The 25,177-nt window shown below is 73.0% G+C and carries 27 protein-coding genes and 1 riboswitch; of the genes, 12 read left to right on the forward strand and 15 right to left on the reverse strand.

Features of this window, described 5'->3' with window-relative positions; all coding sequences use genetic code 11:
* Window positions 1–61 precede the first annotated feature (61 nt).
* Window positions 62–403 (reverse strand): hypothetical protein, encoded by a 342-nt coding sequence (locus Bra3105_RS10705; protein WP_200501937.1) that lies wholly within the window; start codon window positions 401–403, stop codon window positions 62–64.
* 89 nt (window positions 404–492) lie between these two features.
* On the opposite strand from Bra3105_RS10705, the gene Bra3105_RS10710 reads away from it, so the two are divergent.
* From Bra3105_RS10710 to Bra3105_RS10735, 6 genes are all read left to right on the forward strand, one after another.
* Entirely contained in the window at window positions 493–1,470 is a 978-nt protein-coding gene (locus Bra3105_RS10710) for a LysR family transcriptional regulator (RefSeq protein ID WP_228356685.1), read from the forward strand.
* A gap of 58 nt (window positions 1,471–1,528) precedes the next feature.
* On the forward strand, window positions 1,529–2,089 hold the full coding sequence (locus Bra3105_RS10715) for an SRPBCC family protein (protein ID WP_228356686.1): 561 nt from the start codon (window positions 1,529–1,531) through the stop codon (window positions 2,087–2,089).
* Between the two features lie 192 nt (window positions 2,090–2,281).
* Window positions 2,282–3,772 (forward strand): gluconokinase, encoded by a 1,491-nt coding sequence (locus Bra3105_RS10720; protein WP_228356687.1) that lies wholly within the window; start codon window positions 2,282–2,284, stop codon window positions 3,770–3,772.
* A gap of 59 nt (window positions 3,773–3,831) precedes the next feature.
* Complete coding sequence (locus Bra3105_RS10725) at window positions 3,832–4,821, forward strand: GNAT family N-acetyltransferase (protein WP_228356688.1); 990 nt, start codon at window positions 3,832–3,834, stop codon at window positions 4,819–4,821.
* A gap of 122 nt (window positions 4,822–4,943) precedes the next feature.
* Window positions 4,944–6,131, forward strand: a complete 1,188-nt coding sequence (locus tag Bra3105_RS10730; protein ID WP_228356689.1) for an SGNH/GDSL hydrolase family protein — start codon at window positions 4,944–4,946, stop codon at window positions 6,129–6,131.
* Entirely contained in the window at window positions 6,128–7,129 is a 1,002-nt protein-coding gene (locus Bra3105_RS10735) for a GNAT family N-acetyltransferase (protein WP_228356690.1), read from the forward strand. The genes Bra3105_RS10730 and Bra3105_RS10735 overlap by 4 nt, the downstream gene beginning before the upstream one ends.
* A gap of 39 nt (window positions 7,130–7,168) precedes the next feature.
* On the opposite strand, the gene Bra3105_RS10740 is transcribed toward Bra3105_RS10735, so the two are convergent.
* Window positions 7,169–8,212, reverse strand: a complete 1,044-nt coding sequence (locus Bra3105_RS10740) for a LacI family DNA-binding transcriptional regulator (protein WP_228356691.1) — start codon at window positions 8,210–8,212, stop codon at window positions 7,169–7,171.
* 189 nt (window positions 8,213–8,401) lie between these two features.
* Window positions 8,402–8,758 (reverse strand): nuclear transport factor 2 family protein, encoded by a 357-nt coding sequence (locus tag Bra3105_RS10745; RefSeq protein ID WP_228356692.1) that lies wholly within the window; start codon window positions 8,756–8,758, stop codon window positions 8,402–8,404.
* 118 nt (window positions 8,759–8,876) lie between these two features.
* Between Bra3105_RS10745 and Bra3105_RS10750 the strand changes: the two genes are divergently transcribed.
* On the forward strand, window positions 8,877–9,578 hold the full coding sequence (locus tag Bra3105_RS10750) for a helix-turn-helix transcriptional regulator (protein WP_228356693.1): 702 nt from the start codon (window positions 8,877–8,879) through the stop codon (window positions 9,576–9,578).
* A gap of 33 nt (window positions 9,579–9,611) precedes the next feature.
* Here the strand turns inward: Bra3105_RS10750 and Bra3105_RS10755 are convergent, their stop codons facing one another.
* The 5 genes from Bra3105_RS10755 to Bra3105_RS10775 form a co-directional block, all read right to left on the reverse strand.
* Window positions 9,612–11,081: a glycoside-pentoside-hexuronide (GPH):cation symporter gene (locus Bra3105_RS10755; protein WP_228356694.1), complete on the reverse strand. Its 1,470-nt coding sequence runs from the start codon at window positions 11,079–11,081 to the stop codon at window positions 9,612–9,614.
* A 629-nt stretch (window positions 11,082–11,710) separates the two neighbouring features.
* Entirely contained in the window at window positions 11,711–12,622 is a 912-nt protein-coding gene (larB, locus tag Bra3105_RS10760) for a nickel pincer cofactor biosynthesis protein LarB (protein ID WP_407650876.1), read from the reverse strand.
* 14 nt (window positions 12,623–12,636) lie between these two features.
* A complete protein-coding gene (larE, locus tag Bra3105_RS10765; protein WP_407650877.1) occupies window positions 12,637–13,671 on the reverse strand; it encodes an ATP-dependent sacrificial sulfur transferase LarE in 1,035 nt (344 codons plus the stop codon).
* The gene (locus Bra3105_RS10770; RefSeq protein WP_228356695.1) at window positions 13,668–15,056 is read right to left on the reverse strand and encodes a lactate racemase domain-containing protein; all 1,389 of its coding nucleotides are present in this window, start codon (window positions 15,054–15,056) and stop codon (window positions 13,668–13,670) included. The genes larE and Bra3105_RS10770 overlap by 4 nt, the downstream gene beginning before the upstream one ends.
* A 150-nt stretch (window positions 15,057–15,206) precedes the next feature.
* Entirely contained in the window at window positions 15,207–15,821 is a 615-nt protein-coding gene (locus Bra3105_RS10775; protein WP_228356696.1) for a GNAT family N-acetyltransferase, read from the reverse strand.
* Window positions 15,822–15,867: 46 nt separating this feature from the next.
* Here Bra3105_RS10775 and Bra3105_RS10780 point away from each other — a divergent pair, with 46 nt between their 5' ends.
* Together Bra3105_RS10780 and Bra3105_RS10785 are read left to right on the forward strand one after the other, a co-directional pair.
* A complete protein-coding gene (locus Bra3105_RS10780; protein ID WP_228356697.1) occupies window positions 15,868–16,449 on the forward strand; it encodes a helix-turn-helix domain-containing protein in 582 nt (193 codons plus the stop codon).
* A 78-nt stretch (window positions 16,450–16,527) separates the two neighbouring features.
* On the forward strand, window positions 16,528–17,352 hold the full coding sequence (locus Bra3105_RS10785) for a sugar phosphate isomerase/epimerase family protein (protein ID WP_228356698.1): 825 nt from the start codon (window positions 16,528–16,530) through the stop codon (window positions 17,350–17,352).
* Window positions 17,353–17,354: 2 nt separating this feature from the next.
* On the opposite strand, the gene Bra3105_RS10790 is transcribed toward Bra3105_RS10785, so the two are convergent.
* Together Bra3105_RS10790 and Bra3105_RS10795 are read right to left on the reverse strand one after the other, a co-directional pair.
* Complete coding sequence (locus Bra3105_RS10790; RefSeq protein ID WP_228356699.1) at window positions 17,355–18,182, reverse strand: MerR family transcriptional regulator; 828 nt, start codon at window positions 18,180–18,182, stop codon at window positions 17,355–17,357.
* Between the two features lie 44 nt (window positions 18,183–18,226).
* Complete coding sequence (locus tag Bra3105_RS10795) at window positions 18,227–18,700, reverse strand: VOC family protein (RefSeq protein ID WP_228356700.1); 474 nt, start codon at window positions 18,698–18,700, stop codon at window positions 18,227–18,229.
* A 96-nt stretch (window positions 18,701–18,796) separates the two neighbouring features.
* On the opposite strand from Bra3105_RS10795, the gene larC reads away from it, so the two are divergent.
* Window positions 18,797–20,632 (forward strand): nickel pincer cofactor biosynthesis protein LarC, encoded by a 1,836-nt coding sequence (larC, locus tag Bra3105_RS10800; RefSeq protein WP_228356701.1) that lies wholly within the window; start codon window positions 18,797–18,799, stop codon window positions 20,630–20,632.
* A gap of 4 nt (window positions 20,633–20,636) precedes the next feature.
* On the opposite strand, the gene Bra3105_RS10805 is transcribed toward larC, so the two are convergent.
* Entirely contained in the window at window positions 20,637–21,053 is a 417-nt protein-coding gene (locus tag Bra3105_RS10805) for an ArsR/SmtB family transcription factor (RefSeq protein WP_228356702.1), read from the reverse strand.
* On the reverse strand, window positions 21,046–21,537 hold the full coding sequence (locus Bra3105_RS10810; RefSeq protein WP_228356703.1) for an SRPBCC domain-containing protein: 492 nt from the start codon (window positions 21,535–21,537) through the stop codon (window positions 21,046–21,048). The genes Bra3105_RS10805 and Bra3105_RS10810 overlap by 8 nt, the downstream gene beginning before the upstream one ends.
* A 134-nt stretch (window positions 21,538–21,671) precedes the next feature.
* On the opposite strand from Bra3105_RS10810, the gene Bra3105_RS10815 reads away from it, so the two are divergent.
* Both Bra3105_RS10815 and Bra3105_RS10820 read left to right on the forward strand, forming a co-directional pair.
* A complete protein-coding gene (locus Bra3105_RS10815) occupies window positions 21,672–22,106 on the forward strand; it encodes a VOC family protein (protein WP_228356704.1) in 435 nt (144 codons plus the stop codon).
* 336 nt (window positions 22,107–22,442) lie between these two features.
* Complete coding sequence (locus Bra3105_RS10820) at window positions 22,443–23,666, forward strand: MFS transporter (RefSeq protein ID WP_323188861.1); 1,224 nt, start codon at window positions 22,443–22,445, stop codon at window positions 23,664–23,666.
* A gap of 106 nt (window positions 23,667–23,772) precedes the next feature.
* Here the strand turns inward: Bra3105_RS10820 and Bra3105_RS10825 are convergent, their stop codons facing one another.
* From Bra3105_RS10825 to Bra3105_RS10835, 3 genes are all read right to left on the reverse strand, one after another.
* Entirely contained in the window at window positions 23,773–24,222 is a 450-nt protein-coding gene (locus Bra3105_RS10825; RefSeq protein WP_228356705.1) for a hypothetical protein, read from the reverse strand.
* 96 nt (window positions 24,223–24,318) lie between these two features.
* Window positions 24,319–24,597 carry a hypothetical protein gene (locus Bra3105_RS10830; protein ID WP_228356706.1) on the reverse strand — a complete coding sequence of 93 codons (279 nt, stop codon included), beginning with the start codon at window positions 24,595–24,597 and terminating at the stop codon, window positions 24,319–24,321.
* 91 nt (window positions 24,598–24,688) lie between these two features.
* Entirely contained in the window at window positions 24,689–24,916 is a 228-nt protein-coding gene (locus Bra3105_RS10835) for a hypothetical protein (RefSeq protein ID WP_228356707.1), read from the reverse strand.
* 193 nt (window positions 24,917–25,109) lie between these two features.
* A riboswitch (guanidine-III (ykkC-III) riboswitch) is annotated at window positions 25,110–25,176 on the forward strand.
* Window position 25,177: the final 1 nt, after the last annotated feature.

Consider the following 25,177-nt stretch of genomic DNA (forward strand, 5'->3'; position numbering starts at 1 on the left):
GCCGGCGCCGACGAGCCGCCGGCCGATCGGCCGACGACCGGCAGGCCCGACGCCGCCGACGTCAGAAGCGCACGGCGATGCGGTCGATCGCACGGCCGACGGGGTCCTGATCGCGGGACACGTCCGGCTCGGGCGGGGCAGGCGGCTCGTCCTCCCGGGAGAGGCGGGCGATCGGGACGGTCGCATCGGGGGCGAGGGTGCGGGTGATCGCGGCGTTCCCGCGCTCGAAGGCCTCGGCCGGGGTGCGCGGTGACGGGTCCGCGGGGCGCACCCAGCGGGGGTCGTCGTCGGGCGGAGGAGCGGGGAGGAGGACTCCGAGGACCACGCGGATCGCGGCCCCCAGGGCGACGGAGACGGCGGCGATGAGAAGGATGAGGGCCAGGCCCATGACGAGTGTGCTCATGACTCGATCCTGCGGCCGGCGATACGGAAGGACAAGCGAACATTCCTACCCCATTGTTCAGCACTGCTGATCGGTCGTAGGGTGGCCGCATGCTCGATCCCGTGAAACTCCGCGTGCTGCGCTCCGTCGCCGCGACCGGCAGCATCCGCGCGAGCGCCGAGGCGCTCGGATACACGCCGTCGGCCGTGAGCCAGCAGCTCTCCGCGCTGCGCCGGGAGACCGGCGTCGACCTGGTGGAGCGCTCCGGCCGCGGCATCGAGATCACCCCCGCGGGCGCGGAGATCGCGCGGGCCGCGGGCACCGCCCTGGACGCGCTCGACGACGTGCAGCGCCTGGCCGCGAACCTGCGGGAGGGACGCTCCGGGACCCTCACCTTCGCCTACATGACCTCGGTCGCCGCCACCTGGGTCCCGCGCCTGGCGCAGGACGTGCGTGAGGCCTTCCCCGACCTCTCCCTCACCCTCCTGCACCGGGACTGCTCGGCGAGCGAGCTCGATCTGCGCGGGGACGTGCTGATCGCGGACGACATCGACGCGGAGCCCGGCACCGACTGGCAGCTCTGCGACCTCCTCGAGGAGTCGTACGTGGCCCTCGTGCCCTCGAGCCACCCTCTGGCCTCCCGCGAGAGCGTGGCCCTCGCGGATCTCGCCGAGATCCCGTGGGCCACGGACGACCCCCTGGACTCCACCTGGTTCGCTCGGATCCTCTCGGCCTGCCACGCCGCCGGGTTCACACCCCGGGTCGAGGTCAATCCGCCCGACTACTCCGCCGTGCTGGGCTTCATCGCCTCCGGGGGCTTCGTCAGCGTGCAGCCCTCGCTGCTGGAGCAGAACCCGCCGCCCGGCGTCGTCGTCCTCCCGCTGCGCTCCCCGGCGCCGCGCCGCAGCCTGCAGGTGTGGGTGCGTCGGTCCTCCGCGAAGAACCCTGCCGTGCAGTTCATGGTGCAGCGCCTGTGGGCGATCGCCGCCGACCACGCCGAGCGCATCCCCGGGATCACCCTTCTGGGAGCGCCGCCGCAGCCCGCGGCCGACGTGACGCGCTCCCCGGCCGCCCCGGTCGCCGGGTGAGATGATCCGAGGAGCCCGCGCCGACGCCGGCGCGGATCCGCCGTGAGGAGGAGGCCCCATGAGCAGCGACAGCACCGGCACCGAGGGAGCGCACGCCGTGGACATCGATGCCCGCATCCGCGACCTGCCCGTCCGCGCCGAGATCGCCGACGACACCCTGATCCTCGAGGTCGACATCGCCGGCACCGAAGAGCAGCTGTGGCGCGCGATCACCGATCCCGAGCAGCTCGCCCGCTGGTCCCCCGTCGTCCCCGACCGTCCGCTCACCGAGGTGGGACCGGCGCTCAGCCGCGAGACGCCCGACGAGGACCCGGTCGCTGCCGACGTCCTCGCGACCGCCGGCCAGCACGCCCTCACCCACCGCTGGGGCGACGCCACCATGGGCTGGATGATCGAGGAGGGCCGACTGGACATCCAGGTGGGCCTGCCCGACGTGCAGCAGGCCCAGTACTTCGCCGCCGGCTGGCAGGTGTGCCTCGCGGTGCTCGACGCCCAGCTCAGCGGCCTCGACCAGGAGCGCATCGTGGGCATGGACGCCATGGACCACGGCTGGGAGGAGCTGCGGGCGCGCTACGCCGAGGAGTTCGGGCACCCGGACGGGGAGTCGCCGGAGGCGTGAGCCGGGGCGGACGGCCCCGCCCACCGCGTCGACGGACCCTCCGCGGCGACCCACGCCCCGCGGCAACAGGCGGCCGCGAGCGCGCGCCCGGCTGCGCGTTCCCTATCCTGGAGCGCATCGCCGTGCCGTGACGCCGCACGGCAGCGCGCCCGGACCAGCCGGGCTTCGTGACGCCCATCTGCTGGAGGACCTGTGACCCCGCGCTTCTCGATCCCGACCGACGACGCCGTCGGCCCCTTCGTCGTCGGACTCGACGTCGGCTCCGGCGGCAGCCGCGCCGCCGTCTACGACGCCTCGGGACGCGAGGTCGGCACGCGCCACCACAAGGTCGAGCACGCGTTCACCACCGCGGCCGACGGCACCTCCACGATCGACGCCGATCAGATCGTCGAGGAGCTGTGCGTGGCCATGGAGGCCGTCCTCGACGGCGCCCTGCCCGGGCCCGTCGTCGGCATCGGCGTCGACACCTTCGCCTCCTCGCTGATCGCGGTCGACGCCTCCGGCGCCGCCCTCACCCCGTGCATCACCTACGCGGACACCCGCTGCCGCGAGCAGGTCACCGCCCTGCGCGAGGAGCTCGACGCCGTCGCCCTGCACGACCGCACCGGCTCCCGCCTGCACTCCTCGTACAACACACCGCGCCTGCGCTGGCTGCGAGATGAGCACCCCGACGTCTTCTCCCGCGCGAGCTCGTTCATGGCGCTCGGCGAGTACGTCGCCCTGAAGCTGCTGGGAGAAGGCGTGCTGGGCACCGCGTCGGCCGCCTGGGGCGGGATGATCGACCGCCGCACCGGTGAGTACGTGCCCGAGCTGCTGGAGGCTGCCGGGGTCTCCGCGGACCTGCTCGGGGCCCCGCGCGACCCCTCTCAGGGGCAGCCGGTCGCGGGCACCCCGCTCGCGCAGCGGATCCCCGCGCTCGCCGACGCCACCTGGATCCCCGTCGTCGGCGACGGGCTCACCGCCAACCTCGGCATCGGCGCCGTCGGCCCCGGCACCTGGGGCATCTCCACCGCCACCTCCGGCGCGATCCGCCAGCTGCTCGACACCGAGACCGGCACCCTGCCCGGGGGTCTCTGGGCCTACCGCGTCGATGCGCGCCGCACCCTCGTCGGCTCCGCCATGAGCGACGCCGGCCGCGTCCTCGACTTCGCCCGCACCCGCTTCGCGATCCCGGAGGACATCTCCCAGATCGACACCGAGACCCTGCTCGGTGCGGCCCCGCAGGCCGGGAACCCGCTGGTGGTGCCGTTCCTCTCCGGCGAGCGCGGCACCAAGTGGCGCGACAGCGCCCGGGCGGTCCTCGCGAACGTCTCCGCCTCCACCACCGCCGAGGACCTGCTGCGCGGCTGCTTCGAGGGCCTCGCCCTGTCCTACCTGCGCATCGCCGACCAGCTGCGAGAGGTCGGCGGCGCCCCGCAGCGGATCGTGCTCTCCGGCGGCATGACGGAGAACGCTCCGGCCTGGCTGCACCTGCTGGCCGACGCCCTGCAGACCCCCATCGACCACGTCGCGATCTCCCGCTCCACCATGCGCGGCGCCGCCCTGCTCGCCCTCGAGCAGACCGTGCCCGACGCCGAGCGCGCGCCGATCCCGGTGCGCAGCACGATCGAGCCCGTCGCCGCGCACGCCGACTACTACCGCGAGCGCCTCGCGCGCTTCGAGATCCACGCCGACGTCGCCTGATGGCCCACTCGTCCGGCTCTCCGATTGCCTCGCGAGCCCGGACGCGGTGTGCTTGTGCCATGGACCCGACACTGCGCGCCCCCAGCGTCCCCGAGCTGCTCCTCGCCGCCGACGCCCTCGCCACCTGGCAGCGGGACGACGCACCGCTGCAGCTTCACCCCGGTGACCTGGGATGGCACAGCATGAGGGGGCTGCCGGCGACCGCCGCGGCGACCCGCGTGTGGGAGCTGGACGACGTGCCGGTCGCGATCGGGCTGCTCGACGGCCCGGACCTGCTGCGCCTGGCCTTCGCCCCCGGCGCAGAGGACGACGAGGCCCTGGCCCGACGGATCTCGAGCGATCTGGCCGACCCCTCGCACTGCATCCTCGACGCGGGCCCGGGTGCGGTCGAGGCACGTGGCGCGGCCGCGCTCCGGCACACCCTCGCGGCCGACGCCTGGGAGGAGGGCGAGCTCTGGACGCCGCTCCGCCTGGATCTGGGCCCGATGCCGGACATGAGCGATGCGCTGGCCTCCGCCGACGTCGTCGACCCGCAGTCCGCCCCGGACTTCCCGGAGGACGATCCTGACCTCCATCCCTCGGATCCGGCCGACGCCCCGCCGACCGATCAGGGCCTGCCCGCGCGGCTCTCCCCCGTCGAGGAGTGGGCGCGCGTCCACTTCTCCGCGTTTCGACGCCGCGACCCCTCGCCCGCCGAGCTGCGCCGCCGCGCCCGGGACTGGACCGTGATGGCCGCGAGCCCGCTCGCGAGCTCGTCGCTCACGCTGCTCGGCCGCGACGACGACGATGCGGCGGTCGCGATCGCGACGGTCTGGTCGGCGGGCCCCGGCCGCCCCGGCCTTCTGGAGCCCGTCGCCGTGCATCCCGACCACCGGGGGCGCGGGTTCGGCCGGGGGATCACGCTCTCCGCCGTCCATGCGCTGCGGGCGATGGGCGCCTCGAGCGCGCTCGTGTGCACGCCGAGCTCCCTCTCCGGCGCGGTGCCCACCTACCTCTCCGCGGGCTTCCGGGCGGACGACGAGGTGGCCGACATGCAGCGGAGGTTCTGAGGGGCCCGCCGATCGGCCCCGGCGAGTGCCGTGCGCACGTCGAAGTGCCCTGCGCGCGCCCAAGTCCCCTGCGCGCGCCCGAATGCCCTGCGCACGCCGACGGGCCGTGACAGGCTGACCGGGTGCACACGATCGACATCACCGACCCGCTCGTCCACGGCCACGCGGACCTCGAGCAGACCGCCGAGGGAGTGCGCATCCACCGCCTGCCCGCCTGGCTGCGGCGGCTCTGGCCCGAGCCCAGGCTGATGGCCATGGAGCAGCAGCCCGCGGGCGTGCGGCTCGTGCTGGACACCGATGCCCGGGCCCTCGAGCTGACGATGCGCAGCACGCGCGCGGCGTTCCCCGGCGCGGAGCGCCCGCGCGGCGTGCTGGACGTCGTGGTCGACGGCGAGGTGGCCGCGCACGACGTCCTCACCGGCGGCGTGCTGGTCATCACCGACCCCTCCACAGGCGAGACCTCGTCAAGCCCCGGCCCCGCGCACACCTCCCGCATCGAGCTCTCGCCGGGCACGCACCGCGTGGAGCTGTGGCTGCCCTACAGGGAGAACATCGTGCTGGAATCCCTGCGCGCGGAGGCCGACTCCCCGCCCGCGGGCGGCGGGCGCCCGCTCGTGCGTCCCGTCGCCCCTTCGGGGCCGCGCTGGGTGCACCACGGGAGCTCCATCAGCCACGGCTCGAACGCCGCGACCCCGCTGGGGACCTGGCCGGTGCGCGCCGCCCGCGCCGTCGGCGCGGACCTGCGCAATCTCGGCTTCGGCGGCAGCGCCCTGGTCGACGCGCCCGTCGCGCAGGTCATCCGGGACGCGCCGGCCGACGTCATCAGCCTCAAGCTGGGCATCAACCTGGTGGGAGGCGACATCATGCGTCGGCGGGCACTCGTGCCCGCCATGCACGGCTTCCTCGACACGATCCGCCAGGGCCACCCGAACACGCCCCTCGTGCTCGTCTCACCGCTCCACTGCGGCCTGTTCGAGGGCACCCCCGGCCCCAGTGCGTTGGATCCGCAGGCGCTCGCGCGCGGGAAGATCCGCTTCATGTCCATCGGCGATCCGGCCGACATCGCCGGAGGTCGGCTGGACCTGCCCGCCGTCCGCGAGGCGCTCGCGGAGGTCTGCGCCGCCCGCGAGGATTCGCAGCTGCACCACATCGACGGTCTCGATCTCTATGGTGCGCAGGACGAGGCGGAGCTGCCGCTGCCCGATGCCCTCCACCCGGGCCCCGAGGCGCACGCCCGTATCGCCGAGCGGTTCGTCGAGCGCGTCTTCGCCGACGGCGGGGCGTTCGCCCAGCACGGGGCATCGGCATGAACGGCGGTCCGACGGAGGTCGGCGTGCGCCCGGCGACGGCCGAGGACGTCGCCGCCTTCTCGGGCGCCTTCCCCGATCTGATCGGGGACCGCTGGCGACCGGGCGGCAACCGGCGCTCCTTCGTCGCGGTCGCGCCCAACGGCTCGGGCCAACACATCGTCGGCCACTGCCGCGCCGTCGACAACACGGTGCACCCGGGCTCGCGCGTCATGCTGCTCGAGGTCGCCTTGGAGCTGCGCGGGCGGGGCGTGGACGATGCCCTGCTGCAGGCGCAGGTCGACGCCTCGACAGTGCCTCCCCGGATGAAGATCTACGAGCACCAGGTCGCCGATCAGCAGCTCGCGGAGCGCTTCGGCGGTATCGCCGTGCAGGTCACGCCACCGTGGCGCTACGTCGTCGGTCCCGAGATGCGCGCGTGGGCGGCGCAGCACGGTCCGGTCGGCTCCGCCGAGATCGGTCCCGCGCTCGCCGAGGAGCCGGGCGACCTGCTCGCGCTCGAGGTCGACCACTACATCGACCAGCACGCGTCCTGGTCTCCGACCGCGCCGCGCGAGTCCCTTCTCGTCGAGCTCGGCGAGGACCACGATCCCCAGTCACCGTCCACCTGGGACCGCGACCGCAGCCGAGCACTGCGACGGGACGGCCAGCTCGTCGCCGCCGTCCTGGTGTGGCCGGCCGAGGACGACGAGGGCGGTGCGCGAGAGGTCTCCCTCCTCTCGCGCCCCTACGTCGGCCCGAGCTCGCGCGCCGACAAGGAGGCGTGCCTGGCCGCGCTCATCGACGCGAGCGCCGACGGCCACGAGCTGCTCATCGACTCCCACCTCACGATGCGCGAGGAGTGGGCGATGATGCGTGAGGTGCCGGGGCTGGTCCCCTCGGACGGCACGGGGTGGATGGCGATCGCCGCGATCCCCGTGCCCAGCGGCCCCGCACCCCGACCCGTGCCGCGCGAGCTGGTGCCCGCAGAGACACCCTGGGTGCACGCGTTGCTGCCCTGAGCGCCGCTCGAGGGCCCCGACGGCCGCCGGACGAAGGGATCAGCGCTTGTCGTGAGGGGCGGCACCGTCGCGCCCGCCCGTGCTGCCGCGCACCACGAGTCGGACCGGCAGGGCGCCCTCGACGGGGCCCTTCACGCTGGAGGGCTGGCGGATGCGGCGCACGATGCGGTCCACGGCGACGCGTCCCTGCTCGCGCTTGGGCGCGGCGACGGTGGTGAGGCCGGCTCCGACCAGTCGCGAGAGCGGGATGTCGTCGTGGCCGATGACCGGCAGCTCCTGCGGGACCCTGATGCCGCTGCGCAGGGCCGCGACCAGCAGACCCAGCGCCTGCAGGTCGTTGTAGCAGATCACCGCGTCGGGCAGCGGGTCGCCCGCGCCGCGGGTGGACTCGATGAGCTCGGCGAAGGCGTCCTCCCCGCCGCGGGAGGTGGGCGGGAACGGGCCGATGCGGTGCACGCGGATCCCGTGGCTCGCGCCGGTGGTGCGGGCCGAGCGCCAGCGCTCCCCGTCGGACCACGAGTTCGCGGGTCCGGCCACGTAGGTCACGGTGCGCACCCGGTGGGACTCCAGGTGGGTCATCGCCTGGTTCATGCCGTGCTCGTAGTCCGGGGTGATCGAGTCCAGGCCCGCCACGTGACGGTTCAGCACCACGATCGGCACCCTCTTCGCCAGCTGCAGCAGCGTCGCGTCCGAGAGCCTTGTGCCGGTGAGCACGATGCCGTCCACGACCTCGAGGGAACGTTCGAGGGAGATGCGCTCGCGCTCCTCGTCCTCGCCGGAGTCCAGCAGGATCGGCAGGTACTCCGCCGAGTGCGCCGCCTCCTGCATGCCCGAGAGGACCTCGGCGAAGTACGGGTTCGAGAGGTCGGGCGCGGCGACGCCCAGGCGACCCTGCCTGCCCTGGCGCTCCTGCTGATCGGGGGCGTCCGTGCGGTAGCCGAGGCGCCGCGCGGCATCCATGACCTTCGCGTGGGTGGCAGCGCTGACCCGGCCGGGCCGCGAGAAGGCGCGCGAGACCGTGCTCGGGGCACAGCCCACCTCACGGGCCACGTCATAGATGGTGACGTGCTCCTTCTGCGTCATCGTGCGCCTCCCAGGGGACTCCGTCGGCCGACCAGCGGCAGGCCTCAAGGGTAGCCCGGGAGACGGGGCCGCCGGACGACGGGGCGCGGGGAATGGGGCGGATCTCGAGGCGGCGAGGCCCAACCTAGAAACGGAGACGGTCCGACGTCGAGGCGGAGACGGTCCGGTGCCGAGGCATCGGCCGAGCTCTCACCCCGCCGCGAGCATCCCCCGGGGGTCGAAGGTGACCCGGATGGCGCGGATGCGACCGCCCTCGACGTGGCACCAGTTGACCACCGGCGTCGGCTCCGAGCCGCCCACACCGAGCGAGAACCAGGTCATCACGTCCTCCTCGTCGGCCAGTCGCCGCTCCACCTCGAGATGCGTGGTGGCCCGGGCGAGGCCGACGAGCCCCTCGAGGCAGTCCTCCCGGCCGCGGAGCGAGGCGAGCGGACCGTCGAAGGCGACGTCATCGGCGAGGTGCGCAGCGAGGTCCGCGAAGTCGCGGCGGCGCCAGCAGTCGAAGTACGTCCCGGCGAGGTCGCGGGGACTGGGAATGTCGGTCATGGCTCCTCCTGGAGTGCATCGTCATCTGCAGGGAGACTCCAGAAGACAGGGCACCGACGGCAGCTGTGTGTCGGTGTTTCCGACCGGATTCGTCCGCTGCGCGATTACCGTGGGGCCCGTGAAGCGCAGCGACCGCCACCGAGCCCTCGTGGACCTGCTGCGCGCCCGGGTCGAGCAGCCGATCTCCGTGCCGCGCCTCGCCGACCGCTTCGCGGTCTCCACCCGCACGATCGAGCGCGACATCTGTGCGCTGCAGGAGGCGGGCATCCCGATCTACGGGGTCCCGGGGCGCACGGGAGGCTTCGCGATCGGCCGGGACTTCTCCCTGCCACCCCTCGCGATCACGCCGGCGGAGGCCCTCGCCGTGCTCGCCGGCCTCGGCGTCATGGACGGCTCCCCGCTCGCTCGGGACGCCGGCCGGGTGCGGGACAAGGTGCTCGCCGCGATGAGTCCGCAGCAGCGTGCGCAGGGGCGCGCGTTCGCCGCGCGCGTGGCGCTCATGGCTCCCGACGGGCCGACGGAGGACGAGGTCGCCCGCGTCGTCCGCGAGGTGCTCGTCGACCCGCGGGTGGTCGAGCTCGCCTACCGCGACCCTCGCACGGGCGCGTGCACCGAGCGCTCGGTCGAGCCGCTGGGGATGATCCTGGTGCGCGGCAACTGGATCCTCGTCGGCTGGTGCCGGCTGCGGGGCGGCGTGCGCGGGTTCCGCACCGACGGAATCACCGCGATCCGGCAGACGTCCGAGCGTCCGCCCGTGCGCGACCCCGACCCCCTCGCGAGCGACCTCTCCCGCTGGGACTTCCTGGCCGCCGCGCCGTGAGGGCACGGAGTGGGAGCCGAGGCCGGACCGGCCTCAGGCGCCGGCCCCGGTTCCCGCGCCTTCGGCCTCGCGGCGCTCGTGGAGCTCCTCGACCATGGTGCGGAAGGTCTTCTCGTCGATCGGGTAGAACCGCATGACGACCGCGGCGAGGATGCCCATGAGGATCGGCAGACCGCCCATGACCAGCGACAGGCCCAGGCGCACGTGGTCCGAGGAGTTCGTGGCGGTGGCGACGGCGTCGGACCCGGACATGAAGCCGAACAGGGCGATGAAGCTCAGGGCGAGGTAGCGGCCCACGGCCTGGCTCATCTTGCGGGCGAAGGAGAACAGCGAGTAGGTCGCGCCCTCGGCGCGGTCGTCGTTCTTCCACTCGCCGTACTCGACGGTGTCGCCCTCGAGGGCCCACATCAGGGTGTTGTTCAGGCCGACGCCCAGGTTGATGAGGAAGTAGCCAAGCAGCGCGAAGGCGAACACGTGGCCCAGCAGCAGCATGATGATGCCGCCGACCACGAAGGCCGCGCAGCCCACCAGGTAGCCGCGGCGCTTGCCGATGCTGCCGATGATCTTCGGGGCGAACGGCGCGATCACGAGGTTCGCGACGACGCCCGCGAGGGTCAGCCAGATGAACAGGGTCGCGTCGCCCAGCACGAAGGTGGTGAAGAAGGCGGCGACCGCCTGCATCCCGTACATCCCGCCCAGGAAGATCACGCTCGAGGCGCACAGGAAGGCGAGCGGCCGGTTGGTGCGGATGACGCGCAGGGACTGGCGGACGGTGAGCTTCGGGGTCTCGCGGAACACGCGCTCGCGCACGCCGAAGAAGGTGATCATGAACAGCGCCATGCCCAGGACCAGGAAGCCAAGGGCGCTCACGGTGATGGAGTGCTGGAGGGCGTCGGCGTCGCCCTGGTGCTGGTTGATCTGCGGGGAGATCACGAGCACGAGCAGCAGGGTGATGATCTGGCCGCCGTAGGTGCGGGCGGCGCCGAGCTTGCCGCGGTCCTCGGCGACCTGGGTGATCGCGGGGGCGAGCGAGCCGTAGGGGATGTTCACCATCGAGTAGACGAAGCCCCACACCGCGTAGATGACGGCGGCGACCACGGCGGTCAGGCCCTGGCTGCCCATGTGGGGGATCGTGAACAGCAGCACAGTCATGATCATCAGCGGCAGGCTGCCGAACAGGATGAACGGGCGGAACTTGCCCCAGCGGGTCATCGTGGAGTCGACGATGCGCCCGGCGATGACGTCGGCGAAGGCGTCCCAGATCAGCACGACCAGGGAGATCGTCGCGACGACGCCGGCGGGCAGGCCCAGCACGGTGATGAAGTACAGGGGCAGGAAGTTGCCGGCGAAGGCGAAGGCCGTGTTGCAGCCGGCGTCGCCCGCGCCGTACGCGAAGACCTTGCGGAACGGCAGCCGCTCCATGGCGGCGCGCGGATCGGGCCGGGCGGCGCGCAGCGCCTCGGGCGACGGGTCGCCGGGACCGGCGGGCTGTGGCTGTGTCATGTCATCTCCTTCGATGCGTTTCCGCTCGTGCTGCGGTGCGCGGGGTGGCGACGTCGGACGCCGCGGGGTCCTGCTCCACGGGATGCTGTCCTCGGGAGCACGTCGATGGCTCACCGTCCGGAACCCGCCCGTCGGCGCAGGACCACGCCCGAGTGTGTGCTCCACTGCACGCCCGGGCCCCATGCTGTGCCATGAGTTGCCACGTCGCCGGGTCGCGGCGCTGGTCAGAGGGGCGGCGCAGGAATCACCCGACCGGCCGGTAACGAGACTCGTCTCACAGGGGAGGGGACGTGGGCGACCTGCTCCGCGGAGGCGGTGAGGAGGCCGACGAGGAGGCCGACACTGCCGACGGCAGTGAGGAGACCGACGGCAGCGGTGCGGCCGACGGCCACGGTGCGACGGCGGGCCCGGTGCGACGGCGGGCCAGTGCGACCGTGCGACGGTCGGCGTTGCAGGGGGCTGTGTCGTGCGAGGGCGTATAGCGGACCTCTCTGCCATATATGGCAGAGATGTCCCGTATACGCCGGCGGACGACAGCTCAGCGGGGCGGCCGACCGACGACCATCTGCCGGCGAAGGACCATCTGCCGACGAAGGACTCTCGACACCGTCGGCGAGGCGACGACGTGCTCAGTCGCCGGGATCGGGATCGGTGCCCGGTTCGGGCGCCCAGCGCGCGATCTGGGCGGCGAGATGCCCGGCGCCGTAGCCGTTGTCGATGTTGACCACGCCGATGCCCGGGGCGCAGCCGGAGAGCATCGTGAGGGCCGCCGTGACGCCGCCCGCCGCCACGCCGTAGCCCACGGAGGTGGGCAGTGCGACCACTGGGGCGGCGATCTGGCCTGCGACGACGGTGGGAAGGGCACCGTCCATGCCTGCGGCGACGACGACGCACGCCGCCTCGCGCAGCTCGGGGAGGCGGGCTTGCAGACGGTGGAGGCCGGCGATGCCGATGTCGGCGATGAGTCGGGCGGGTCGCCCCAGGTGCTGCGCGGTGAGCAGCGCCTCCCGGGCGACGGGCAGGTCGCTCGTGCCGGCGCAGGCGACGATCACCAGGCCCCCGCTCGGGGCGGGCGGCCGGGGAGGCCACGCGAGCAGGCGCGCCTCGGGGTCGTGGTGGGCGTCGGGCAGAGCCGCGAGGACGGCGTGAGCCCGGTCCTCGTCGGCCCGCGTGAAGAGGATCGGGCCCATCGATCCGGTGCGCCCTTCGGTCGCGGCTCCCCCATCGGGCGCTGCTCCCTCATCGGGCGCTGCTCCCCCATCGGGCGTCTCTCGTCCATCGGGCGCCGTTCCCCCGTCGGACCCCGACCCCTCGTCGCGCTCGGCGATGAGCCGGGCGTACTCGCGGGCGATGGCGCCGACCTGGGCCACGGACTTGCTGTCGCACAGCACGGCCTCGGGCGCTCCGCGGCGCCGGGCCCGGTCGAGGTCCAGCGTGACCAGGCCGTCGATCACCCCGTCCGCGGAGCCGCCGGCGGGGTCGCGGGGATCGTCGGCCCAGGACTCCGCCGCCGGTCCCGCCCCGTCCCCGGACCCGCTCACAGGCCCGGACCCGCTCACAGGCTTCCCCGCGCGTTGAGGATCTGCAGGGTGAAGGCGCCGGACTGCATGCCGCCGAGGTCCAGGGCGACGTGGCGGAAGCCCGCGTCCTTGCCGGCGCGCTGCAGCTGCTCGCGGACGCCGGGGGCGACCGCCCGGGGCAGCTCGTCGGCCGGGAGCTCGAGGCGGGCGATGTCGCCGTGATGGCGTACCCGGCAGTCGCTGAACCCGGCGTCGATGAGGGCGGCCTCGAGCTGCTCGATCTGGGCGAGCTTCTCCGGGGTGACCTCCTGTCCGTGCGGGATGCGGGAGGCGAGGCAGGGGGCGGCGGGCTTGTCGGCCACGGGCAGGGAGAGCACCCGCGCCACGTCCCTGACCTGGGCCTTCGTCATGCCGATGCGGGCGAGGGGTCGCAGCACACGGTGCTGGGTCGCGGCCTCGGCACCGGGGCGGTCGGGGCGCAGGGCGTCGTCGGCGTTCTCGCCATAGGCGACCGCGTCGAGCCCGAGCTCGCGGGCGACCTCGTCGTCGATCCGGGTGAACAGCTCGTCCTTGCAGTAGAAGCAGCGGTCGACGTCGTTGCGCCGGTACTCCTCGCGCTCACCCTCGTGGGTGCGGATCTCGACGACCTCCGCGCCGATGAGGTCCGCGACGCGATGGGCGATGGTGCGCTCGCGCGCGGCGAGGGACGGCGAGACGCCCAGCAGCGCCACCACCCGCTCCGGCCCGAGGGCGCGGACGGCGAGCGCGAGCAGCGTCGCGGAGTCGACGCCGCCCGAGTACGCGACGCCGAGGCGCTGGACGCCCTCGAGGTCTGCGGCGACCGCGTCGGCGAGTTGCAGGGTCTCCCCGCTCAGCACCTCCGGGGTCATGGTCCCCGACCAGGCACCGGCCCCGTCGGCCGAGGGGTCGGCTTCGTCGGCCCGCGGCGATCCGCCCGGCACGACGCGAGGCGCCGACGGGGCGGAGGATGCCGCGGAGGCAGTGGGCGCTGAGGCGGCAGCGGGCGCGGAGGCGGCGATGGACGCGGAGGAGGCGGGCAGGGCGCTCACTGGCCGTCCCTCTCGCTCGCCAGGCGGAACAGGACCTCGCCGGCATGGTCGATGACCAGGGTGTCCGGGTCGGCGCGCAGGGCCTCGAAGTCCAGCGACTCCGGGTCGACGTACTCGACGGCGTACTCGGCGCAGACCTCCGGGGGGATCGACGTCGCGAAGGCGCGGCGCACGCGGTTGCGCTCCTCGCCGGTCTCCGGATCGTAGGTGCCCAGGCCGGTGACGTGCGTGGAGTGCGCGAGCTCGCCCCAGGGATGGTCCTTGAAGCGGTCCCACTGCTTCGTGAAGTACTCGATGTTGTGGTACCCGATGTCGCGCAGACCGGGGTGCATGCCCGCGACCTCGGTGATGTGCGGGGCATAGATGATCACCTCGCCGCCGTCGGCGCACACGGGCTCGGACTTGTAGAAGCCCTTCGCGCCGGTCCAGATGTCCTCGTACATCTCGGGGACGATCGCGACGATCCGCCGGTAGGGCTTCTCGACGTAGGTGATGTGGGTGCGCGCGGAGATCTTCGCCATCGCGGCCCAGGCGGCCTGCGGATCGCCGAAGGACATGGCACCCAGGTCGGCGCCGCCCTCGGCGACGTCCATCGCGAAGCACAGCTTCTCGGTCTCGATGAGGTCGCTCGCGGCGTCGACGAGCTGGCGCACCGGGGTGATGCCGAGGGTGCCGATGATGCGGCTGGCGGTGATCAGCGCGCCCACCCAGTGGGAGATGTCGATGACGTCGTGCACCGAGCAGCCGGGGAAGAAGTACTTGTTCCCTCCCGAGAAGCCGACGACCTCGTGGGGGAAGACCGGGCCGACGATCAGGTCGACGTCGCTCTCGACGACCAGGCGGTTGATCTGCACGCGCATCGGCGTGTCCTCGAGGAGACCGCCGGTGAGCTCGGAGATCCGCTCGGCGGGGATCTCGCCCAGGTCGGCGATCTGCGACTCGTCGTGCCAGGCGTGGTTGACGACCTCCCAGCCGGGGTAGGTGCGCTCGGGGTGCCCGGGCTCGGAGCCGAGCAGCCGCCCGATGGCCTCGTCGCTCATCGCGGCGTGGGTGCCGAGCGCGATGAGCACGGTGACGGAGCGGGCGCGCCCGGCGAGCGCGCGGTGGATCGCGGGCAGCACGCGGGGCAGGGGCACGGAGCGGGTGCCGTCGGGGATGATCAGGCAGACGCTCCTGCCGTCGAGGTCGCTCGCGGCGAGCTGGTCGGCGACGAAGGCGTCGATCTGCTCCTGGGTGAGGATCCCGCCGGCGCCGCCGATCTGTGCGGCGCGCTCGGCCAGCCCCTCGGGGATCGGATGGATGGTGGGCTGCGCCGCCCCGTCCTGCGCGGACGCACTGGCCCGGGACGTGGTGTCGGACCGGGACGCCGTGCTGCTCTGGCTCATCGCTCCACTATGCGCTGTGGCCTCGGCGGGGACAAGCAGAGGTCCGGGTGTTGCCATGCAGGGACAGTGCGCTGCCATGTGGGGACGGCGCGTTGCCATATGGGGACGGTGTGCTGCCAGCGGCCGACTCCCGCCGGGGCTCAGCGCAGTTCAGCGCAGCGGGGGCGGTTCCCGGGTGTCGTCGTCCGGCGCCATGTCCAGTTCGGACCAGGCGACGTCGTGCCAGGCGCCGAGCTTCCAGCCGACCTTCGTGAAGGTGCCCACGGGCGTGAAGCCGAACGACGCGTGGAGGCGGTCGCTCGCGGGATTGGGCTGCGCGACCAGCGCGATCGCCCGGCGTAGTCCGCGCTCTCGCAGCGCCGGCAGCAGCGCCTCGTAGAGCGCGCGACCGCGACCGGATCCGCGCTGGTCGGGCGCGAGATAGACGCTCACCTCGCAGGTGAAGCGATAGGCCTCGCGCGGGTTGAACGCTCCCGCATAGGCAAAGCCCGCCACGCGGCCCTCCTCCTCGAGGACGAGCCAGACATAGCGTTCGCTCGCGCTCTCGATGCGCCGCGCCATCTGCGCCGCGTCCGGCGGCTCGGTCTCGAAGGTGATGGCCGTCGTGCGCACGTAAGGGGCGTAGATCTCCGCGCAGGCGGCGGCGTCCTCGGCGCTCGCGGAGCGGATCCTCCACGGCTGAGCGCCCGGCTCGGCGCCCGTCGGCGCGCCCAGATGCGCCGCGCTCTTCCCCGTGCTGCGGGCGGGTCCGCTCTCCGACGTCATGCGCACATAGTAGTCTTCTGAGTCCACTATCGTGTCAAGGAGTCTCATGGCCGAGGATCTCGCGGCCGCACTCGCACGCATCGTCCGCGCAGCGCGGGAGGAGCAGGGACTGACCCGTGCGCGTCTCGCGGACGATTCCGGGGTCTCCCGCGCCATGATCGCCCGCATCGAGCAGGCCGAGGCGCAGCCCACCGCGGCCCTGCTCGCGCGGCTCTCCGCGGGACTCGGCCTCACCCTCTCCGAGCTCATCGCACGCGCCGAGTCCGACGGATCCCGCGTGCGCCGCGCCGACGCGCAGCCGACCTGGACCGACCCGGACACCGGCTACACGCGTCGGGCGGTCTCCCCCAGCGGATCCCGCCTGGAGCTGGTCGACGTCCTGCTTCCGCAGGGTGCGCGCGTGGACTATCCGGCCGACGCCTACCGGGCTCTCGACCAGCAGGTATGGGTGCTCGAGGGCACGCTCCGCATCATCGAGGGGACCTCGGAGAGCACGCTGGGTCCCGGCGACTGCCTGACCCTGGGACCGCCCTCCCCCACCTCGTTCCTGAGCGAGGGCGAAGGCGGCTGCCGGTACGTGGTCGCCCTCGCGAAGCGCTCTCCGCACGAGCCCGGCCCCCGATCCTGACAGGGGCCCGGCACACCGCGGGATAGGCGGGATAGGTTGGACCGCGCACGAGGACGCGCAGCCGAGCCAGGAGCGGACATGACCATCGATCCCACCAAGGCCATCCATACGTGGTCGCTGTTCCGCACCCTCGGGAGCTTCGCCGCACCGGGCACGATGCCCGCGCTCGAGGGCCGCACCGACGGGGTCGCCGACCCCGTCGCCCTGCTGGACCTGCCCGCACTGCTCGCCTCGCACGGCTTCGCGAGCGCACAGATCTGCCACTTCTCGCTGCCCTCGACGGATCGCGGATATCTCGATGACCTGCGCGGTTCCTTCAGCGACGCGGGCGTCGCGCTCGAGTGCTTCCTCGTGGACCACGGCGACCTCGCCGATCCGGCCGAGGGCGAGCACTGGCGCGCCTGGATCGACGACTGGATCGGCGTGGCCGAGCAGCTCGGAGCCCCGAAGGTGCGCGTGAGCGCCGGCGACCAGCCGTCCGCCCCCGAGACCATCGCCCGCAGCGCGGCATCGCTGCGCGCGCTCGCAGCGGGCCATGACGGGATCCGCGTCCTCGTGGAGAACTGGCAGGGCCTGCTCCTGGACGCGGACTCGACGCTCGAGCTGCTCGACCGCTGCGAGGGCGCGATCGGGTTCCTCGCGGACTTCGGGAACTGGACCGGCCAGCACAAGTACGCCGACCTGGCGCGCGTCGCGCCGCTCGCCGAGGCCTGCCAGGCCAAGGCGGGCTTCGGCGAGGACGGGTCGATCGACGTCGAGGACTACCGGGCATGCCTGCGCCTGATGGCCGACGCCGGCTACGCCGGGCCGCTCTCGATCGTCGTCGACCCGCAGCGGCCCGACGTCTGGGAGCGCCTGGACGAGGCGCACGCCCTCATCCGCGAGGAGGCCGGAGCGGCCTGACCTCAGGCCAGCGGCTGGCAGACGTCCGTCAGCTGCTCCTCCTCGCTCACCTGGTCGGGCGAGGTCAGGTAGATGTTGAAGGCGTGACCCGCGAGCGTGCCGTCCGCGCGCGCCGCGAGGCCTTCGGAGGCCAGGCGCTCGTTGATGAGGTCGTGGGCCTCGCTGATCTGGTCGTAGGCGCCGGTGACGCGCGCGACCAGGCAGTCGCGCGCGGGCAGTTCGAGGATCTCGAGCTCACCCGCGGCCTCGGTGCCCGCGGGCACGGGCAGGAAGATCGACAGGTCCGGATCGTGGTCCATGTACTGGTCGTCGTGCTCGATGACGCCGCCGGGGCCGACGGGCGCGATGCGCTGGCCGGCCAGCGCCGGCATCATCCGCTGCCAGAGCCGACCCTCGTCGGAGTAGGTCGGGACGGTGCCGCGCAGGGCGACGGCGGTCATGGCGGGGACAGTGGTGCGGGTCAGGGTGATGGACATGGTGGGCTCTCCTTCGTCGAGCAGGCGGGTGATCAGGGAGAGCCTTCCCTGGGATGCGCGCAGCTCCTCGACGAGGGTCTCGCGCTGCAGGCGCAGGGCGTCGGACCAGGCCGGGGTGCCGCGGACGGCGAGGAGGGCTCCGATGGCGGAGACGCCGAAGCCGACGTCGCGGAGCATCCGGATGTCCGCCGCATCGGCCAGCTGAGCCGGCGCGTAGCGGCGGTATCCGCTCCACGGGTCGATCTGTGCGGGCACCAGGACGCCGTGGGCGTCGTAGTGGCGCAGCATGCGCACGGACAGCCTGCTCAGGGAGCTGAACTGTCCGATGCTCATCAGGTGCGACGTCTCTGCCATGGACTCAGCCTCGATCCTCACATGGTGCGAGGGTCAAGGTGCCCTCAGCCCACGAGGAGGCAGAACGGATGGCCCTCCGGGTCGCCCATCACGAACAGAGGCTCGTCCGGGTCGGCCGACCGGTCCATGAGCAGGCGGGCGCCGAGCGCCTCCGCGCGGCGGCGGTGCCTCGCGAGCTCCTCGGCATCGCGCACGCGGAAGTCCATGTGCAGCTGCATGGGGACCTCCTCGCTGGGCCATGTCGAGGACCGCAGGTCCGTCTTCTCCTGCACGGCGAGGACGCGCCGGTCCTGGTCGTCCAGCAGGACCAGCCAATCCGACTCGTCGGGGGTCGCCCCGTCGAACGGCGCCCCGTCGGCCACCGATCCGTCGGCCACCGATCCGTCGGCCCCCGATCCATCGGCCGGCGGCTCGTCTCCGGCGCGATAGTGCAGACCGAGAAGCTCGCGGTAGAACTCGGCGAGCCCGCGGCAGTCGCGGGCATCCAGGGCGGTGCAGCTGAGCACGGGGTACGTCATCGGGGCCTCCTCGCTCCGGGTTCATCAGCCTACGGCGCGGCAACCGAGGGAACCAGCGGGGATCGTTCCTGCCCGCGCCGACTAGCATCGGTCGACATGAGCGCGCAGCCGGACTTCCCCCTCACCCGACCCGCCGCCGACGATGCCGCCGGCAGGGTCGCCTACATCGACGCGACCGCGGGCATCGCGGGGGACATGCTCCTGGGCGCGCTCGTGGACGCCGGTGCGGATCTCGACGCGGTCCAGTCCGTGCTCGACGCACTGATCCCCGGCTCCGTCCGCTTCAGCCGGCGCGCGGTGGACCGCTGCGGGCAGCAGGCCACGAAGGTCGACGTCGAGCTGCTGGTCGAGGATCCGCCCCATCGCACCTGGTCCTCGATCCGGACGATGCTCGAGAAGGCCCGCGAGGAGGACACGGTCCCCGCCCGCACCCTCGAGCTCGCCCTGGACGCGTTCTCGCGCCTGGCCGACGCCGAGGGCCTCGCCCACGGCCTCCCGCCCGAGGAGATCCACTTCCACGAGGTGGGCGCTCTGGACTCCCTGGCCGATGTGATCGGCGCCTGCGAGGCATGGCGGCAACTCGGGATCGTGGGTGCCGTGGGCAGCGTCATCGCCGTCGGCTCCGGGCGCATCCGCGCAGCCCACGGCGACATCCCGGTGCCGGTACCGGCGGTGGTGCGGCTCGCGCAGGGCTGGCCGACGGTCGCCGGTGAGCTGCTCCCCTCCCGCGGCCACTCGCACGCGCACAGCCACGACCCGGATCACGACCACGGTCACGACCACAGCCACAGACCCGATCACGGTGGCGAGCACGAGCATGCGCACGATCGCGATCACGACCCCGCGCACGGGCACGGTCATCCCCACGACCGCGACCACGACCACGACCACGACCACGACCACGACCACGACCATGCTCGCACTGACCAGCACGAGAATCCCTACGGGCTCCGGCACCTTCCGCACGTCGTGAGCGGCGAGGGCGTCGGCCATTCCCACTCCATCCAGGAAGCCGTCGTCGCAGGCCATCCGGACCCCCACGCCCAGGCGCCGAGCGCACCGGGCACGGACGTGGGCGCCGGCACGGGCACGGGCACGGATGCTGAGGATTCGCAGCGCACCCACGCCCCGGCCCACGGCGAGGAAGCAGGCGCGGACGAGGAGCTCGCGCCGCACGTCGTCGGCGGGCCGCATGCCCATCCGTCGCGGCCGGTGCCCGCGGGCGTCGCGCCGGGCATCGGCGAGCTCGCGACGCCCACCGGGGTCGCCCTCGTGCGGGCGCTCGCGCAGACCGCGGGCCCTCAGCCCGCGCTGACCGTCGAGACCGTGGGCATCGGCGCCGGCACCAAGGACACCCCGGGCCGACCGAACGTGGTGCGGGTGATGGTGGGGCGCGATGCCGGCACTCCCTCGGGGCCGGGCGGAGGGCCCGACGGCGCAGCGAGCGGCCATGCAGCCGACGCCCTTGCGGTCGACGCGCACGCGACCCCCCGCTCGGCGGTCCAGCTCGAGGCGAACGTCGACGATCTCGACCCGCGCCTGTGGCCCGGCGTGATCACGAGCCTGCTCGAATCGGGCGCGCTGGACGCGTGGCTGACGCCGATCATCATGAAGCAGGGGCGGCCCGGGATCACGGTCCACGCGCTCGTGCGCGAGGGCGACGAGGAGACCGCGTCGGCCCTGATCATGGACCTGACGGGCAGCCTCGGAGTGCGCAGGTTCGCCGTCGACCGCTCGATCCGCACCCGCTCCTTCGAGCAGGTCGAGGTGGACGGACAGCAGGTGCGCGTGAAGGTCGCCCGTGACTCCACGGGCCAGGTGGTGAGGCGCGAACCCGAGTTCCGCGACGTCCAGGCCGCCGCCCGGAAGCTCGGCATCTCCGAGCGAGAGGCGCTGGAGAAGGCACGGGTCGCCGCGCGTCGGGAGAGCTGAGCGCTCAGGGGGACGAGCCGGGCGCGGCGGGCCGCATTCCGCCGTCGCCCTCCTCGGCAGCCGGGTCGGCGCTCCCGTCCGGAGCGCTCTCAGCGGCCTGCTTCAGGAGCTCGAGCTGCGTGGTCCAGCGATCAGCGGCACGGGCGAGCACGCGCGACGCCTCGTCGACGGGGGCCGGGATCACGCGATAGCTCTCGCCCGTCGGCCCCGGCCGTGTCTCCACAAGGCCCGCCCGACGCAGCACTCCGAGGTGCTTGGCGGTGCCCTGGCGCGTGATCGGCAGCGTGCGCGCGAGATCGGTGACGCCACGGGGACGCGCCGCGAGGCTGTCCATGATCTGCAGGCGCACGGGGTCGGCGAGCGCCTTGAGCACCTGCGCGGAGGCGGCGTGCGCCTCGTGCTGCTCTGTCCGCTCAGGCATCCGCACCCTCCTGCGGGCTCGGCCCCTCGTGCGAGCCCTGTGCCTCGAGCGCGTCGCGGGCGAGGGATATCTCGAGCTCCCAGCCCGAGACGTTGTCCCCGTAGTTCCGCTCGTGCTGCTCCGTCGTCATCGCGGAGAACCCGGACTCGGTGACGGTGAGCGTGACGGTCCCGGGCTGCTCCTCAGCCAGGACGAACTCGATGCGCGTACGGGGCATCGCGGCATCGCCCTCGCCGTCGCCCCGCTCCCCGGCGAGCCAGGTGAACACGGCCCGGTGCGGAGGGTCGAGCACCTCGATCCCGACAGGGAAGGTGCCCAGGGTCGCGTCGTGGACTCGGCAGGTGGAGCCGTCGCGCTCGATGCGGTGCCCGCCGAGAGTTCCGTCGTTGATCCACCAGCCGGGCTCGGAGACCAGCGCCCAGACCGCCTCGAGGGGAGCGTGGATGTCGATGCTCCGGGTGATCTCGTCTCTCATCTGTGCCATGCAACCATATGGTTGCCGCCGGGAGCGCTGACGTCAACCCCTCCTCCCGGCGCGGCGGTTCCTTCGTCGGAGCGCGCCGCTAGGCTGGCTCGCGTGACCGACATCCTGCCGGCGCCGACGTCGAGGAGGACGCCATGCCCGCAGCACTCCACCCCTACCTGAACTTCGCGGGGAACGCCCGTGAGGCCTTCGAGTTCTACGGCGAGGCGCTCGGTGCGACCCCGCAGTTCGCGACCTTCGGCGAGTTCCACGCCGTGCCCGAGGGCGATCCGAACGCCGACAAGATCATGCACGGGTCCCTCGAGGTCACCGAGCTGATCCGCCTCTACGTCTCGGACACGATCGAGGGCATGGGCCCTCCGTTCCAGCAGGGCACCAACGTGACCCTCTCGCTCATGGGCGACGACGAGCCGGTCCTGCGCAGCGCCTACGAGAAGCTCTCCGTGGGCGGGACGGTGACCATGCCCCTCGAGAAGCAGATGTGGGGCGACCTCTATGGCTCCTTCACCGATCGCTTCGGGATCGTGTGGCAGGTGAACATCAGCGCCCCGCAGGAGTCGCAGGGCTGATCCGGGAGCACCCGCAGCCGTGCCGCACAGCTAGCATCGTGCGAGGACCGCAGCATCGGCCCCCGTGATCCCCGGATCGCGGGGGCTCTCGCATGCGCCGCCCCGTCGTCCGCCACCTCTCGCTCTCCGTCCGTCGCCTCCCGACCCTCCCCTTCCGAAGGACCCGCCACGCCCACCGCCGACCCCCACGACCCGCCGGACCCCACCTCCGAGACGCCCGCGCTGGATGCGGCTCCGGACGCGCCCGCTCCGGAGCCCGCCTCCTCGCCGTCCGCTCCGCGCACCCTGCGCTCGCGAGCCCGCGCGCTCTTCGCCGACACCCGCCCCCTGCAGAACCTGCACTTCAAGCGGCTGTGGCAGGCGAACATCGTCACCGTCATCGGCGCGCAGATCACGATCATCACGGTGCCCGCGCAGCTCTGGTCGCTCACCGGCAGCTCGCTGTACGTGGGGCTCACGGGCCTGTTCGGCCTGGTGCCGCTCGTGGTGCTCGGACTCTGGGGCGGGGCGATCGCCGACGCCTTCGACCGCCGCAAGATCCTGCTGGTCACCACCCTCGGCCTCATCCTCACCAGCGGACTGTTCGCCGCGCAGGCGCTGCTCCAGGTCCGCAACGTGTGGGTGATCCTGGGGATCTTCGCCGCCCAGCAGGCGTTCTTCGCCGTCAACCAGCCGGCGCGCACCGCCCTGATCCCCTCCCTCGTGCCGCGCGACCAGCTGCCCGCGGCGAACGCCCTGAACATGACCGTCGGCCAGTTCGGTGCGATCGCGGGGCCACTCGTCGGCGGGGCGCTCCTGCCCTTCCTGGGCTTCTCCCTGCTCTACCTCATCGACACGGTGTGCCTGCTGGCGACGCTCTGGGCCGTGTTGCGACTCCCCGCGCTGAAGCCCGAGGGCGCCATCGCTCGGCCCGGACTGCGCAGCATCCTCGACGGCTTCGTCTACACCTGGAAGCACAAGATCCTGCTGGTCAGCTTCGCGGTGGACCTCATCGCGATGGTCTTCGGCATGCCGCGCGCGCTCTATCCGCAGCTGGCCGACCAGAGCTTCGGCGGTCCCGCGCAGGGCGGCATGGAGTTCGCGGCGCTCTCGGTCGCGATGGCCCTCGGCGCGCTGCTGGGCGGGATCTTCTCCGGCTGGCTGGGCCGCGTGCATCGGGTGGGCCTCGCCGTGCTGATCGCCGTCGGCGTCTGGGGCCTGGTGGTGATGGGCTTCGGGGGCGCGACGTGGCTGGCCGGAGGCCGGGCGATGCCCTGGCTCGCAGCGGCCGTCGCCTTCATGGCCGCGGGCGGCATCGCCGACATGATCTCGATGGTCTTCCGTCAGACCATGCTGCAGGGAGCCGCCTCCGACGCGGTGCGCGGCCGCCTCCAGGGCGTGTTCCTCGTGGTCGTCGCGGGCGGCCCGCGCTTCGCCGACGTCGCCCACGGCGCGGCGGCCGACGTGCTCGGCGCACCGCTGACCGTCGTCCTCGGCGGAGCGCTCGTGGTGCTCGGCGTCCTGGCCTGCGGCGTGCTCGTCCCGCAGTTCACGAGGTATCGGGTGCCCTCGGGCTGGTGAGAGCGCGGAGGGCCTGGGCCTCCCGAACGCCTCTGACCAGACGGTCGACCAACGCCGATCGCACCTGGTCAGCTCTCGCCCGACCCGACCCGCTGGATCCCCTGGTTCACTCCTGCGAGTGGTGCTGTGGGGTGCCGGGCTGCGAGGCGGCGTGCTGTGCGGCGCCGCCCGTCGCGTCCGCCGCGTTCTCCGCGGAGTCGTGACGGAGGAGACGGAGCAGGATCCGCACCACGATCCCCAGGTACAGGCGGCCGCGGAACTTCGCGATCCTGCGCACGGTGGCCCGCGGCATGCCCCTCACCACCGTGACGATCGCGCGAACCTCTGCGCCCGTGGGCGGCACCGCAGCCACCGAGAGCGCACTGTGCTGGTCGGTGAACCAGCGGAGGTACCCGTCGAGGGTCTCGCCGTCGGCCGTGCGCCATGAGCCCGAGTCGTACAGGCTCTCGACGTCCCGCAGGGCGGCGCGCAGTGCGGGCGCGCTGCCGCCGGCGATCTCAGGACGGATGCCGCGCTCGTCCAGACGGTCCATCGTCTGGCGGGCGACGGGAAGCACGATCGGCAGGATCTCGTCGACGAGAGCGTTCAGGCGCTGCCGCTGCTGGGGCGAGTACTCGTCGATCGAGGGCGTCTCACGCTCGTTCGGATCATTCTAGGCGGGATCCGCATCGGACCCGATCCGGCCGTGCTCGGCGTCGACCTCGCCCTGCAGCGCCTGGAGCTGCTCGATCGGTCCCTCGAGGCCGGGCAGCCGGTCCACGAGCGAGCTGTCGACCCCGAGGGAGACCAGCAGCTCCTGACCTGCACGGAGGAGGAACTCCTTGTCGTGCATCCACTCCGGCCCGTCGGCGATGGACGCCTTCGTGGCCTGGCTCCGGTCCTCCGTCGTCCCCTGCGTGGTCCCGCTCTCTGCGTCCTGCCGCTCCGTCATCCGTCCCTCTTCCCTACGGTGCCCACCGCACCTGCGGTCGTTCCTCCGAGCGAGAGTAGCGCCAGGAATCGGGAGTGCCGAGATTCGGCGCTCACTCGGCGGGCTGGACGACCTGCTCCCAGTGCTCGAGCAGGTGGGTGAGCGCCGCCCTCGCCGTGCCGAGCTCGTCGCTGCTCGCGTCGGGAGCGGTGAGCACGTGCATGTCCTCGTCGCCGACGACGACCACGAAGGAGAAGCGTTCGGGCGCCTCGTGCAAGGCCTCGTCGATCTTGTCGATGACCTGCGGTCGCGTGTGGTCGTGGGCGGGGGTGTCCGTCACGGGTGCGCTCCTGTCGTTCGTCGTCCGACGATCCTCGCAGACGGCGGCGTCGGAGCACGGGAGGCCTGCCCCGTGCACCGCTGCGGCCGCCGCGTCCGCGACGCGAGCGGCTCGGGGACCACGACCGCGCACAGGCACGGACGCAGGTGACCCATCTGCCCTTGCCGCGGCCCCTCGCGCGTGCGACCGTGAGAACGGATCCGACGACAGGGTCCCCGGACGAGGGTGCCGTACCCGGACAGCGACAAGACGGCCGCAGGA

This window comes from Brachybacterium halotolerans subsp. kimchii (assembly GCF_020792675.1).
In the GTDB taxonomy this organism is placed as follows: Bacteria; Actinomycetota; Actinomycetes; order Actinomycetales; family Dermabacteraceae; genus Brachybacterium; species Brachybacterium halotolerans.

Bases quoted from the DNA above. Each gene is read 5' to 3' on its own strand.
- Bra3105_RS10705 (WP_200501937.1), bottom strand. From the start codon at position 403: ATGAGCACACTCGTCATGGGCCTGGCCCTCATCCTTCTCATCGCCGCC.
- Bra3105_RS10710 (WP_228356685.1), top strand. From the start codon at position 493: ATGCTCGATCCCGTGAAACTCCGCGTGCTGCGCTCCGTCGCCGCGACC.
- Bra3105_RS10715 (WP_228356686.1), top strand. From the start codon at position 1,529: ATGAGCAGCGACAGCACCGGCACCGAGGGAGCGCACGCCGTGGACATC.
- Bra3105_RS10725 (WP_228356688.1), top strand. From the start codon at position 3,832: ATGGACCCGACACTGCGCGCCCCCAGCGTCCCCGAGCTGCTCCTCGCC.
- Bra3105_RS10735 (WP_228356690.1), top strand. From the start codon at position 6,128: ATGAACGGCGGTCCGACGGAGGTCGGCGTGCGCCCGGCGACGGCCGAG.
- Bra3105_RS10740 (WP_228356691.1), bottom strand. From the start codon at position 8,212: ATGACGCAGAAGGAGCACGTCACCATCTATGACGTGGCCCGTGAGGTG.
- Bra3105_RS10745 (WP_228356692.1), bottom strand. From the start codon at position 8,758: ATGACCGACATTCCCAGTCCCCGCGACCTCGCCGGGACGTACTTCGAC.
- Bra3105_RS10755 (WP_228356694.1), bottom strand. From the start codon at position 11,081: ATGACACAGCCACAGCCCGCCGGTCCCGGCGACCCGTCGCCCGAGGCG.
- Bra3105_RS10770 (WP_228356695.1), bottom strand. From the start codon at position 15,056: ATGAGCCAGAGCAGCACGGCGTCCCGGTCCGACACCACGTCCCGGGCC.
- Bra3105_RS10775 (WP_228356696.1), bottom strand. From the start codon at position 15,821: ATGACGTCGGAGAGCGGACCCGCCCGCAGCACGGGGAAGAGCGCGGCG.
- Bra3105_RS10780 (WP_228356697.1), top strand. From the start codon at position 15,868: ATGGCCGAGGATCTCGCGGCCGCACTCGCACGCATCGTCCGCGCAGCG.
- Bra3105_RS10785 (WP_228356698.1), top strand. From the start codon at position 16,528: ATGACCATCGATCCCACCAAGGCCATCCATACGTGGTCGCTGTTCCGC.
- Bra3105_RS10790 (WP_228356699.1), bottom strand. From the start codon at position 18,182: ATGGCAGAGACGTCGCACCTGATGAGCATCGGACAGTTCAGCTCCCTG.
- Bra3105_RS10795 (WP_228356700.1), bottom strand. From the start codon at position 18,700: ATGACGTACCCCGTGCTCAGCTGCACCGCCCTGGATGCCCGCGACTGC.
- larC (WP_228356701.1), top strand. From the start codon at position 18,797: ATGAGCGCGCAGCCGGACTTCCCCCTCACCCGACCCGCCGCCGACGAT.
- Bra3105_RS10805 (WP_228356702.1), bottom strand. From the start codon at position 21,053: ATGCCTGAGCGGACAGAGCAGCACGAGGCGCACGCCGCCTCCGCGCAG.
- Bra3105_RS10810 (WP_228356703.1), bottom strand. From the start codon at position 21,537: ATGGCACAGATGAGAGACGAGATCACCCGGAGCATCGACATCCACGCT.
- Bra3105_RS10815 (WP_228356704.1), top strand. From the start codon at position 21,672: ATGCCCGCAGCACTCCACCCCTACCTGAACTTCGCGGGGAACGCCCGT.
- Bra3105_RS10830 (WP_228356706.1), bottom strand. From the start codon at position 24,597: ATGACGGAGCGGCAGGACGCAGAGAGCGGGACCACGCAGGGGACGACG.